General features: G+C 49.0%; 10 protein-coding genes. 8 read left to right on the forward strand and 2 right to left on the reverse strand.

The genetic code is table 11. The annotated features are described in order from the left end of the window. Positions 1-14: 14 nt before the first annotated feature. The 3 genes from ACIDITHRIX25_RS82480 to disA are packed head-to-tail and all read left to right on the forward strand — an operon-like array spanning position 15 to position 2,487. On the forward strand, positions 15-602 hold the full coding sequence (locus ACIDITHRIX25_RS82480; RefSeq protein ID WP_201731880.1) for an ATPase domain-containing protein: 588 nt from the start codon (positions 15-17) through the stop codon (positions 600-602). 32 nt (positions 603-634) lie between these two features. Continuing rightward, positions 635-1,381: a magnesium chelatase domain-containing protein gene (locus tag ACIDITHRIX25_RS82485; protein WP_201731881.1), complete on the forward strand. Its 747-nt coding sequence runs from the start codon at positions 635-637 to the stop codon at positions 1,379-1,381. A gap of 11 nt (positions 1,382-1,392) precedes the next feature. After that, on the forward strand, positions 1,393-2,487 hold the full coding sequence (gene disA / locus ACIDITHRIX25_RS82490; protein WP_201731882.1) for a DNA integrity scanning diadenylate cyclase DisA: 1,095 nt from the start codon (positions 1,393-1,395) through the stop codon (positions 2,485-2,487). A gap of 42 nt (positions 2,488-2,529) precedes the next feature. On the opposite strand, the gene hemG is transcribed toward disA, so the two are convergent. Continuing rightward, positions 2,530-3,975: a protoporphyrinogen oxidase gene (gene hemG / locus ACIDITHRIX25_RS82495; RefSeq protein ID WP_201731883.1), complete on the reverse strand. Its 1,446-nt coding sequence runs from the start codon at positions 3,973-3,975 to the stop codon at positions 2,530-2,532. After that, on the reverse strand, positions 3,972-5,081 hold the full coding sequence (hemE, locus tag ACIDITHRIX25_RS82500) for a uroporphyrinogen decarboxylase (protein WP_249685805.1): 1,110 nt from the start codon (positions 5,079-5,081) through the stop codon (positions 3,972-3,974). Before hemE ends, hemG begins: the two co-directional genes overlap by 4 nt. Before the next feature lie 426 nt (positions 5,082-5,507). Here hemE and ACIDITHRIX25_RS82505 point away from each other — a divergent pair, with 426 nt between their 5' ends. The 5 genes from ACIDITHRIX25_RS82505 (at position 5,508) to qcrB (ending at position 11,948) form a co-directional block, all read left to right on the forward strand. After that, complete coding sequence (locus ACIDITHRIX25_RS82505; RefSeq protein ID WP_201731884.1) at positions 5,508-7,700, forward strand: HelD family protein; 2,193 nt, start codon at positions 5,508-5,510, stop codon at positions 7,698-7,700. Between the two features lie 218 nt (positions 7,701-7,918). Then, positions 7,919-8,518: an aa3-type cytochrome oxidase subunit III gene (gene ctaE, locus ACIDITHRIX25_RS82510; RefSeq protein ID WP_052604885.1), complete on the forward strand. Its 600-nt coding sequence runs from the start codon at positions 7,919-7,921 to the stop codon at positions 8,516-8,518. Positions 8,519-8,527: 9 nt separating this feature from the next. Next, positions 8,528-9,424: a cytochrome bc1 complex diheme cytochrome c subunit gene (qcrC, locus tag ACIDITHRIX25_RS82515; protein ID WP_201731885.1), complete on the forward strand. Its 897-nt coding sequence runs from the start codon at positions 8,528-8,530 to the stop codon at positions 9,422-9,424. After that, entirely contained in the window at positions 9,421-10,326 is a 906-nt protein-coding gene (locus tag ACIDITHRIX25_RS82520; protein WP_052604887.1) for a ubiquinol-cytochrome c reductase iron-sulfur subunit, read from the forward strand. Before qcrC ends, ACIDITHRIX25_RS82520 begins: the two co-directional genes overlap by 4 nt. After that, positions 10,323-11,948: a cytochrome bc1 complex cytochrome b subunit gene (gene qcrB / locus ACIDITHRIX25_RS82525; protein WP_052604888.1), complete on the forward strand. Its 1,626-nt coding sequence runs from the start codon at positions 10,323-10,325 to the stop codon at positions 11,946-11,948. The genes ACIDITHRIX25_RS82520 and qcrB overlap by 4 nt, the downstream gene beginning before the upstream one ends. Positions 11,949-11,985 lie beyond the last annotated feature (37 nt).

Raw genomic sequence — 11,985 nt, forward strand, 5'->3', positions numbered from 1 at the left:
TAGCGTCTAAGGCAATGAAAGCTAATTCGAAAAACTCTCCCAAGTATGCATGTGGCGATTGCGGATCAGGATATGCGACTTGGCTTGGACAGTGCGGGGTCTGTGGGGGATGGAATACCATAGCACCCATAGTGCGGCCAAATAACATAAGTGGAGCCGACAAAAGAGTTTCGGTTGCTCCGAGTGTTCTTTCCCAGGTTGCAAATGGTCCGAGTGTTCGGATCTCTAGCGGACTGAGTGAATTTGATCGAGCGCTCTCTGGTGGAATTGTCATGGGTTCGACGACCTTAATCGGTGGCGAACCAGGAATCGGTAAGTCGACTTTGGCCCTAGTGGTTGCCAATTCAATTGGTAATGCTAATTTTCGAGTACTTTATGTAAGCGGTGAAGAGTCTGGCGCTCAAGTGGCAGGTCGTGCGAGCCGCATGGGCCTTGATTCAGGGGCAGTTGACTTTTTGCATGCCGTAGAGCTACAGGAGATTTTAGGGGTAGTCGCTAACTACGATCTGCTCATAGTGGACTCCATACAAGCTATTTACGACGGCGAGAATACAGGAATGGTTGGTTCGGTAATCAGGTCCGCCACTGTGCGACAACCCTAAATGAGCTTGCCAAGGCGAATGGGATATGTGTTTTGATTCTTGGCCACGTAACAAAGGATGGCTCGATAGCAGGTCCTAAGTTGCTTGAGCATCTGGTAGATGCCGTTTTCGTCCTTGAAGGTGAGAGAAGTGGGCAAGATCGCTCGATTCGTTGCGTGAAGAATCGCTTTGGTCGCGTCTCTGAGGTCGGTTATTTCAAGATGGTCAACCAGGGCCTTGTGGATGAGCCTGATCCTTCAGTAGCACAGCTTCAAGACAGACTAGAGGGTGCTAGCGGTTCTGTGATTAGTGCCATTCGAGATGGTCTTAGGGTGAGGTTGGTTGAAATCCAAGCCTTAGTTGTCCTCAATTCGCGTGAGATCCCAAAGCGAGCTTTTCTGGGTCTCAGTGGCCAACGATGCCAGGTGATAGTAGGTTTGATTGAACATTTCGCAAAGATTCGTCTCGACAAGTTCGATATCTTTGTTTCACTTACCGGAGGCGTTGTCTCGGACGATCCCGGATTGGACCTTGGCATAGCAACTGCCATTGTTTCGGGAGTTTTAGGTCTTGCACTACCCCAAAATGTTGGAGTATTGGGTGAATTGGGGTTGACGGGTGAAGTTCGGCGGGTGAGCGGCGACGCCGAGCGTATTACAGAACTACAGCGCCACGGCTTTGATCGATCGATAGTGCCGAGACTCGCTGAGGCGAGCCGTGGGGCAAGATCTGTAACAACCCTGAATGAAGCCTTAGCGTCGCTCTCTCTAATCAAGAATAAAAGCTCCACAAACCATTAGAATACTTGTACATGTTTTCTAAGACGGGGCCCGAAATATCATCTACGCTGGCGCTTGTATCGCCAGGTGCTCCTCTTCGTGATGGTTTGGATAGAATTCTGCAAGCCCGCATGGGAGCTTTGGTCGTCGTTGGAGATAGCGCTGACGTTCTTTCGATTTGTACGGGCGGATTTCTCTTAGACACCGAGTATTCCCCTCAGCGTCTCTATGAGCTTGCCAAGATGGACGGAGCCATAATTTTATCGGGGGATGCGCGCCGTATCGCTCGGGCCAATGTCCATTTGATGCCGGATCCAAAGGTTGTAACCTCTGAGACAGGAACGCGCCACCGCACAGCTGAAAGAGTCGCTAGAAGCCTTTCAATCCCGGTATTATCCGTCTCAGAGGAGCAGTCGGTAATAACAGCATATCGTGGTGATAAGCGCCATTCTCTGGCCTCAATAGGGGCTCTGCTCTCGAAATCGAATCAAGCACTAGCAACCTTGGAACGCTATGGACAACGCCTAGATGAGGTATTGGCACGACTGGATCAATCGGAATATACCAACCAAGTTCATTTTCGAGATGTGGTCCTTGTCTTACAAAGGTACGAGATGGTTCGACGGATTGCAGAGGAGATTGAGACATCCCTCGTCGAGCTTGGTGTCGATGGGCGCTTAGTCTCGCTCCAACTCAATGAACTTTCAAGTGGTTTTGAGCTTAACTATCGGGCGGTTATCGAAGACTATATGGGTGCTTGTTCTATTACTGAGGCCGATGCGGTAATAGAGTTTTTGGGATCAATGGAGACCGACGATCTCTTGATTCTTGAAAAGGTAGCCAAAGGCCTTCTTGGGATATCGCTGTGCGCAAAGGTCTGGGGTAACTTCGATCGTCGCGACCACAGGCTCGAAGAGAGCCAGGTCTCGGGACGAGGAATGAGAGTTATGGCAAAAGCCCAAGAGCTACCCGTTTCGGTTCGATATGCCATTTTAGATGGCTTTCCCGCCGGGAGAAGTCTTGCTGAAGCCTCGGTTGAAGATTTGGTAGAGATACCAGGAGTTAGTCAGATCTGGGCTAGAGCTGTGGTCGACATCTTTGCTGGCGAGGACCCCAAAGTCCATTAGTAATTTAGTAATAAAGTCCATTAGCGATTTACTTTCAGGGAGCTAGAGGTTATTGGCCCCGACCGTTGCATGAAGGCGTTGTGCTGCTTTTTGGCCTGACTCAATGCAAGACGGAAGACCGACGCCGTCGTATGCAGCTCCACAAATTTCGATAGCTCCGACCTTGGAAAGCTCTTCTCTCGCTGAGGCGACTAGCTGGGAGTGAAAAGGACGATATTGCGCAAGTGCATCCTTCCACCTAAAGACGACCGATTCTATCGGTGCAACTGTGGCACCTAAGACCTCCCCAACTTCTTGGCTGACAGCTCTAGTGAGATCTTCGTCGCTCATCGATTCGAACCTAGTATCTCGGTGGCGTCCAATCGAGACCTTTAGTATCTCAAGGCCTGAATTATCGAGGTGGCTCCACTTTCGACTTGCAAATGTGATTGCTGTGATGAGCCTATTGTTTATCTTGGGAACTAGGACGCCACTTCCTTTGAGAGGGGCTTTGAAGCTTCCCTTCTTGTAGGCCAATAGGACGATTCCCACTTGTGAGTAGTCGATTCTCCCAATTAGTTCTGCGACCGCTTGAGATACTCCACCAAGAAGTGTGGTGGCTTGAGGGGCTGGCAGCGCAAGGATTAGAGCATCGGCGCTCAACTCTTGTGCTATCTCTGAGTCGTTCTCGGTTGCAATTGCCGTTGATTTGGTTCTAACGTGAAATTTAATGCCATCGCTAGCCAGAGCTATAGCTTGAGTAGACGTCATTATGGTCGCTCCCTCTTTGAGAAGATGGGCGACACCTCCTTGAACTAAAGTTTCAAGGCCGCCTCCAAATGATGCGAAGGGTATCTCACTCTTTGTCCCATCGGCCGAAGGTTTAGGCGGTGCGATCTTTATTAGCGATTTTGCTAGCGAACGTCCACTTTGGCTGTTATAAGACTTTAAAAATGCAGGCGCTACTGAGGCGAGTCCCAAATACTTGGTGGAGCCGGCGTTGATCCCACCCACCATGGGGTCGACCAATAGTTCGTCAACTTCGTGGCCAAAGCGAGCACGGATTAGATGAGATATTGTGGCGTCATCACCGATCTTTGTCTTAGGGAGTACAAAGTCCAACCCTGCGCGAAGTCGACCTTTTAAGCTGAGCATCGATGCGCTACCCAGAAAGGCCCTGATATCGACTGGAACACCCAACATGATGCCCGAGGGCACATCATGAAGACGCCCTTTGGCGAAGATGGTTGCTGAGAAAGTGCTGGGTCGAACGACTTGATCGAGGATATTAAGTTTCTTGGCGAGGTCGATTCCGGCCTGGCTTCGGGTGAGGAAAGAATCGGGGCCAACGTCGATGGAAATGCCCGCGATCATCTTTGATCGGATCTTTCCACCACAGCGATCTTGAGCCTCTATTAGGGTAATTTTGGTAGGGTCGACTCCCAAAGAGATTAGCTCTATCGATGCTGCTATGCCGGTGATTCCGGCGCCAACTACAAGGTAGTTCACTTGATGTGTTCCTCCCTGTTGGCTAAAGTTGCGCTAGCCCTTTCGTTTTTTCGAATCTCTTCTCCGTTTTGATGGAGAAACTCCACAAGTTCAACAAGTTTTGTGGGGTCTGTTTCTGGAAGCACACCATGGCCAAGGTTGAAGACATATCCAGGTGCGAACGCTGAATCCATAAGCACTTGGCGTGCCTGTGAGATAATATTATCGACTGAAGTCAGACAGACTACTGGATCGAGGTTACCTTGAATCGCCACCTTGTCGCCGAGGCGTTTGGTTGCAGTTGTAATTTCGGTATTAGAGTCGAGGCCAACTGCACTTGCCCCAGCCTCTACGAAGAGTCCGAGCAGTTCAGAGGTATTGGTTCCAAATGAAATCATGGGAATGTTGAACTTTGAGAGTGATGAGAATATCTCTGAGGCACAGGGGGTAATAAATCGACGATACTCTCTAGGAGAGAGGGCGCCCACCCAAGAGTCAAAGAGCTGAATTGCATTTACTCCGGATTGAGCTTGGGCGCTGAGAAAGTCCACGGTAATCTCTGTCAAACGCCAAAGGAGTGATTCAAAGAGCTTTGGTTGGGTGTACATCATCTGCTTTGTCTTTATGAAATTTCGACTTGGCTTTCCCTCGATAAGGTAACTGGCTACAGTAAATGGACCTCCGGCGAAGCCGATTAGCGGGACTTCAAGCTCTTTTTTTAGAATCTCAATCGTCGAAAGGACATACCCGGTATCGGTTTTGGCATCAAAATTGGCTAGGCGCTTTAGATCTGATTCGCCTTCAAAAGGTCGATCGGTAGTTGGACCGGTACCTGGAATAATATCGATACCGAATCCGCAGGCATGGACCGGAACGATAATGTCCGAATACAATATTGCTGCGTCTACCCCGTATCTTTTTACCGGTTGCATGGTGATCTCGGCGGCGAGCGATGGGTTTGCGACTGCATCTAAGATCGAACCTACTCCCCGAATTGCTCGATACTCAGGTAGGGAACGTCCTGCTTGACGCATGAACCATACGGGAGTTTTTTCTGTTTTGCCAAGGCTAAGTGCCTGAATAAAGTTTGACTCGCTAAAGTCAGCCATTTGGCTGGTTGAATCCATCTGTATCTTGCCTTTTATGGGAAATTGGTGGTCGAAATTCAAAACACCCTCTAGAGAGCGAGTGCCATCAGAAAGTTTTGAAGAGCGCCTTCGATTTCTACGTCTTTAAATTATCTATCTTCGAAGAGATCCTGGCCATTTAGAACCATCTTCAATATTCTAGATGGCAAGGCCCAACAAGTGATAAATGATCCATGACATTTTGTTTGCCTATTCCTGTAGTTGCTCTTATCGGCCTGGCCTTGCCATCTAGAAGTCAGTGACTGATACTTTAAATGCTCAACTAGCCTTTAATGGCGCAATTATGACGGTGTTGTTGAAGGGGTTTCAAAGAGGTCATCTCTCCTCTTTTAGCGCGGGGCATTTATTTGAAAATCGGTTGCAGCTTGAGTTTTGGCTTTAAGACCCATGAGAGGATCAATTCGTTTGAATACTCATCCCGATCTCGCACGTGAGCGAGACTACATAAAAAGGGCCTATGAGCGTTTGGACGAGATCCGTGCCGGCCTCAATAGCACTCTTTCGGATGCTTTTGAGCAAGAGCGCGGTGGAACCCATCAGGCTCGTACGGAGCGAGACATGGTCGTACGAGCGACACTCGATCGCCTAGAACATCTAGAATTTGGCATCTTGGCGCTGTGCTTTGGCCGGATTGACAGGGATAAAGATATCATTGGCCCATCTGAAAGTTTTTATCTTGGGCGAGTCGCTGTCGCTGATTCTGACATGGAGCCCTTGGTAATCGATTGGCGGGCGCCGGTCGCGGAACCTTTTTATAGAGCAACTGCTCGAAATCCTATGGGTATTTCCCTAAGGCGCCACTTTGAAATTAAGGATCGAGAGCTGATCGCGATAGAAGATGAACTTCTAGGTGATCTTGATAGTTCTGGTGGCCAAGGGGTGGAACTTTCGGGGGCAGGTGCGCTCTTTAGCGCCATGGACCGTGTTCGAACTGGCCAAATGGGAGATATCGTTGCTACGATCCAGGCTGAGCAGGATGAGATTATTCGTGCCCCACTTCCTGGAGTTCTTGTCGTTCAGGGTGGCCCAGGTACTGGAAAGACGGCAGTCGCACTGCACCGTGCAGCCTATCTTTTGTATACCTATCGCGCGAGGCTTGAAAATCAGGGGGTTCTCGTAGTAGCTCCAAATGCCACATTTGCGCGTTATATCGAGCGCGTCTTGCCTTCGCTTGGTGAAACTGGTGTAGAGATTACAACGATCGCGAATCTTATTGACTTGAATGTGGAGCTTCGTCGGGCAAACGATCAAGAGGCCCTGATTAAATCGGACCAAAGGATGGTTTCGGTAATTTCTAAAGCAGTTTTAGATCGAGAGCGCCCGCTCTCTAAGGATCTATCTTTTTATCTTGGTTCGGTTCAGCTTTGGGTTACCAGAGAGATGTCGATGAAGGCTATACGCCAGGCCAGAAGGAGAACGGGAAGCCACAACGAGAGGGCAAAGATTGTCGAGGCAGTACTCTCCCGTCAGCTGGCCAAGATCTATATAGAGCTTACAACAAGGTTTCAAAGAGATGAACTAGCAAAGTTTAACGAAGAATCTCAAGCATACGACCAGGAGCATCAAGACCTGATTATTGAGGCAGTCGATCCCGAAGAAGACGACGAGGCCGTGATAGCAGAGGTCGTAGGATCCATAAAATCTGAGTCGGAATTTATTAGAATCGTTACCCGAATTTGGCCGCGTCTGACCTCGCTTGAATTGGTGAACGACCTTTTTGCTCACCCTGCATTGACCCGTTTGGCATCAAGAGGAGTCCTAAACGAGAAAGAGGTTGAGGTCTTGACCTCTTCTCACAAAAGAGGCTACTTCTCGAGGTTTGATCTTGCCCTGGCGGACGAAGCTTATGTGCATCTGGGTCCAGTTTTGAAACGAAAGGGCCATCAGTCTGAGGTCAATCGTTATGGCCATATAGTCGTCGACGAGGCGCAGGAACTTTCATACATGGAGGCGCGCGTTCTTGCGCGTCGATCAATTAGCTCTTCTATTACTTTGGTAGGTGATCTATCTCAGACGACATCAATCTATGGTCAACGGGATTGGAATTTGATAGTAGCGCCGCTGTGCGGCGCAATTTCAAAGTGGAACTATAACGAGCTCAGTATAAACTATCGCACTCCCATCGAGATCTCGGACCTCGCCTATCGCCTCTTTGATCCAACTTCCATGGGTCTCGCGCCCACGGTGTCGATTCGCTCTACAGGTGTTGAGCCCAAGATCATAGAGATATCTGGCAAAGTTGAAAGTGAATCGATCTGGCCTTGGGTTGAAGCTGCCGCCACTGAGATTGGTAGTGGACTAGTTGGAGTAGTGGTTCCCTCCAATTTTGAGCTATATGAAGATTTGGAAAATTGCAGAGCTCTATGGATGCAAGATCACCAAGAGTCAGCTTTAATTGAGATTAGGGAACTCGATTATGCCAAAGGTCTTGAATTCGATTGTGTCGTGATAGTTGAGCCCACTTGTTTGGTCAAAGATGAGGCATCGGCGGAAGCCGCCCTCTTTACAGCGATAACTCGTGCCACCAAGAGGTTAACGATTATCTATGGCGAATACGAGAGATCGAAATTGTTGGAATGGAAGATTATTGGAAGTTAACTGAAAGGCTGCTCTGATCAGGTCGATATGAAATTATTTGTAAGATTTGATAGGCATAAAGAGGTTTGATTGATTTAGTACGATTTTATTTTATAGAACAGAGATCCTGACTTTCGGGTTAGTCTAGATTCTGCAATACTGAACAAGATGTCAGCTTTAGGGGTGACTGTGGCCGTCTAGGTCAGTTTGAACGTATTTTACGGGTAAGAATGGGGTATATGTCTCAAACTATCGCTACGCGCAGTGGCGCTGAAAGCGAACCAATTCGCTTTAATCGTCCATCGATGCTTGGAATTGGCACGATGGTATGGTTGTCGTCAGAATTGATGTTCTTTTCGGGTCTGTTCGCTGCATATTTCACCTTGCGCTCCAACGCAACGGGACCATGGCCTCCTGGTGGCATCAAATTGGATGTCATTCAGTCGGGTATCTTTACAATAATTTTGGTTATGTCTTCGGTGACGATGCAAAAGGCTGTATTTGAGGCCGAGCATGGTCGCAGAAAGTCCGCTATTTGGTGGATCGTATTGACGATCACCATGGGCGGTTCATTCGTGGCCAACCAAGTTGTTGAGTGGACGCACGTTGCCTTTAGCGCATCCACGAACTCCTTTGGATCTTTGTTTTTCGTGATGACCGGCCTTCATGGTCTCCACGTCATTCTAGGTCTAGTGGCAATGATCTTTTTGATTGGCAGATTGGCTGGTCGAACAGACGATCCAGGCGCTCTGCCTGTTATCCAGTCGCTCAGTTACTATTGGCACTTTGTAGACATCGTATGGATTGCTCTATATGCCGTGCTTTTCTTGACTCATTAGGAGTGGCGAATGTCAATACGCAAGACCTCTAAGACGTTTCTGAAAAGAGCAGGTTTGATTCCAATTGCTGTTGGGACCTTGACTGTGGGTGGGAGCATTTTGGCCCTTTATCCTCAAGCTAGTTCAGCTCAATCAAATAACACTTCTCATCTTTCAAATAACGCTTCAAACTACGGTTATACCGGTTCGTATATCTATGGTTCTAAGACAGGTGGCGGATCATCCAATAGTGCTGCCATCACTAATTTGACTCTAAGCGCCTCCTCGATTCCATTGGGGAAGTCGCTCTTTCTGGAGAACTGCTCGAGCTGCCATGGCACTCAAGCCCAGGGAAGTTCCAGGGCGCCTAACCTTCAAGGCCTAGGTGCAGCGACTGTCGATTTTTGGGTCTCAACGGGGCGTATGCCCTTAGCTGATCCTACTATACAAGCTGTTCAGAAACCCTCTCGGTTTTCACGGAGTCAAACTCTCGCCATCGACGCATACGTAGCTTCACTATCGAGTGGTGGTCCGCTGATACCCAACGTAAATCTATCTCTTGCCAGTGAGTCCGCGGGCGCAACGTTGTTCTCTACGAACTGTGCCGCCTGTCATACCATTACTGGAGCTGGGGATGCGCTAGCTTCTGGGGTTTACGCCCCAAGCCTCTCGGTCGCAACTCCTACTCAGATCGCTGAAGCCATTCGAACTGGTCCAGGAAACATGCCTCGCTTTGGTCCTTTAACTCTGTCCAACCAACAGGTTGCCGATCTAGCAAAGTATGTTGGTTACCTCCAACATCCTAATGATCGAGGCGGAATTGCACTAGGGCATGTTGGCCCTGTTACCGAAGGTTTTGTTGGAATCCTTGTTGGACTTGGCTCTATCATGCTCGCAGGTTTTTGGATCGGAGGAAAGAACAAATGAGCAAGGTCGATAACGAATCCCCTACTCCCCCTGAGGTTGCCAATTCACAGGTGCCAGAGCGCTCAACAAGATCGATTGAGATCTTAGTGGCGGTGTGTTTTGTGATCTCGGTTTTGGCAACCGTTGGTTTAGCTGTTACCTACTGGCTTGGTGGACAACCCCAAGTTGAAGGTGGACTTTTATTTGCCACACTTGGTGGAATAGGCGTTGGAATGGTTGCTTGGGGAAAGTATCTAGTTCCACAAGGACCATATGTCCAGGAACGCGATACCATCAAGAGCGAGATCTTGGAGCGTCAAGCTCTCTTGGAAAGTCTTGATCGAGGTTCCAAGGCGGTCGGGCGTCGACCCTTCCTTGGAAAACTCATGGGAGCTTCGATAGCCCTCTTTGGGCTGATAAACCTGTTTCCTTTTCTGCGATCACTGGGTCCCGTACCTAAGAAAGCTTTGACGACTACACCTTGGAGGAAAGGGTCGGCAGTAGTTGGCCCAGACGGAAAGCAAGTTACCTCTTCTACCCTTGAGGTCGGTGGCGTTATGACTGTCTTTCCATCAAATGACGTAGGTGGGGCCATCTCACAAACCGTCTTGATCAGAGTGGGCACGGCAAACTGGACCACAAGACCGGGGCGCGAGACCTGGGGGCCACTGGGATATCTGGCCTTTTCCAAGGTATGTACTCATGCTGGTTGTCCCGTAGGACTATATGAGGAATTGACACAGCAGTTGCTCTGTCCCTGCCATCAGTCGTTGTTTGACGTTTTAACTGGAGCAACTCCAGTCTTTGGGCCCGCCCCACGTCCGCTTCCTCAGCTTCCGATTTATTTTGATTCAAACGGTAATATGCACGCACAGGCTGGTTATGACCAACCTGTAGGCCCCGGATATTGGGAGCGCCCATGATTACTCAAACTACAGATTGGTTTGATGAGCGTTTAGGAATTGCTAAGTTCACGAGGAAATCTCTAAATAAGATCTTCCCTGACCACTGGTCGTTCATGCTCGGTGAGATCGCGATGTACTCCTTTGTGATATTGCTATTCACAGGGGTATTCCTCACCTTCTTCTTTGTACCCTCTAGCAAGCTGATTACCTACCATGGCGCCTATCTCCCAGATCGAGGCCACAAAGTCTCGGAGGCATTTGCTTCAACTTTGAATATCTCATTCTCGGTTAGAGCGGGATTGGTAATGCGCCAGATGCACCACTGGGCCGCCAACGTATTTATAGCTGCGATAATCGTGCACGTATGTCGTATCTTTTTCACGGGTGCCTTCCGAAAGCCTCGAGAGATCAACTGGTTCGTTGGAACGGGACTATTGGTATTGGCAATTGTCAATGGATTCCTCGGCTACTCTTTGCCGGATGATTTGATCTCTGGAACTGGCCTTAGAATCGCCTATTCGATTGTTTTGAGCGTTCCGGTGGTCGGAAGTTACTTGGGATTCTTCTTGTTTGGTGGGACATTCCCTGGTAATGCCATCATCCCACGCTTTTATACATTGCATATTCTAATTATTCCGGGATTGATCATTGGACTGCTGACGGCACACTTGGCTATTATGTGGCATCAAAAGCACACTCAGTTCAAGGGTAAAGGAAAGACCAATCGAAATGTTGTAGGTGTGGCGATGTGGCCTGCATATGCATTTCAAGCTGGTGGATTTTTCTTTGTAACTGCGGCGGTCATTGCTGCGCTGGGTGGATTGGTCCAGATTAATCCGATTTGGCTCTACGGGCAGTACGTTCCCTATCGGGTCTCATATGCGGTTCAGCCAGACTGGTACATGGGTTGGTTGGATGGCGCTTTGCGACTGATGCCTTCTTGGGAGATACAGGCCTTTGGCCATATGATCCCTAATGTCTTTTTCCCAGCGGTTCTATTGCCGGGTATTACTTTCACACTTCTTGGTGCGTGGCCGATGATTGAGCGCAAGATCACCAAGGACTATGAAGAGCACCATTTGCTCGACAATCCGAGAGATGTGCCGTGGCGGACGTCGCTTGGAGTTGGAATATTGGCCTTTTACGTAGTGCTATTCTTTGCTAGCTCCACAGACGTCTTGGCTAATAGCTACAGCCTCTCGCTGAACTTTGTCCTGTGGGCCTTTAGAGTCCTGTTGTTCGTGGTTCCTCCTCTGGCGGCATTTGTCGCATACAAGGTTGCCTCCGAAACGGGTGCGGTATCGACTACGGGTCGACGCAAACGGATACTCATTATCTCTCGTTCGTCTGAGGGTGAGTTTTCCACTACTGAGACTGCGCTAAGAGCTCCAATGCACGAGGAAGTTATAGAGGAACTTCCTGAAGAGATTAGGTATCACGCCATCAAAGACGGTCATGAAGAGTTGGCTTCGGCGATTGCCGTTGGTGCCCCTTCTGGAGGATCAACGATCTCCACAAACGATGTCGACCTTGGACCGCTACAAAGCGGTGGGACGGGAGTCTATCAGATTCCTCGAACTCCAAGGGGTGGAACGGGCGACCCCCGAGGGCGCATTTCTAGGCGAGATAAAAGAGAATAAGAGACTACGGACATTCGTTCTAGAGTTGCTAAATTTA

The organism is Acidithrix sp. C25 (assembly GCF_904848545.2).

What these genes read in the sequence shown, in the direction of transcription:
- ACIDITHRIX25_RS82480 (WP_201731880.1), top strand. Translation starts at nt 15, where the DNA reads ATGAAAGCTAATTCGAAAAACTCTCCCAAGTATGCATGTGGCGATTGC.
- disA (WP_201731882.1), top strand. Translation starts at nt 1,393, where the DNA reads ATGTTTTCTAAGACGGGGCCCGAAATATCATCTACGCTGGCGCTTGTA.
- hemE (WP_249685805.1), bottom strand. Translation starts at nt 5,081, where the DNA reads ATGGATTCAACCAGCCAAATGGCTGACTTTAGCGAGTCAAACTTTATT.
- ctaE (WP_052604885.1), top strand. Translation starts at nt 7,919, where the DNA reads ATGTCTCAAACTATCGCTACGCGCAGTGGCGCTGAAAGCGAACCAATT.
- qcrC (WP_201731885.1), top strand. Translation starts at nt 8,528, where the DNA reads ATGTCAATACGCAAGACCTCTAAGACGTTTCTGAAAAGAGCAGGTTTG.
- ACIDITHRIX25_RS82520 (WP_052604887.1), top strand. Translation starts at nt 9,421, where the DNA reads ATGAGCAAGGTCGATAACGAATCCCCTACTCCCCCTGAGGTTGCCAAT.
- qcrB (WP_052604888.1), top strand. Translation starts at nt 10,323, where the DNA reads ATGATTACTCAAACTACAGATTGGTTTGATGAGCGTTTAGGAATTGCT.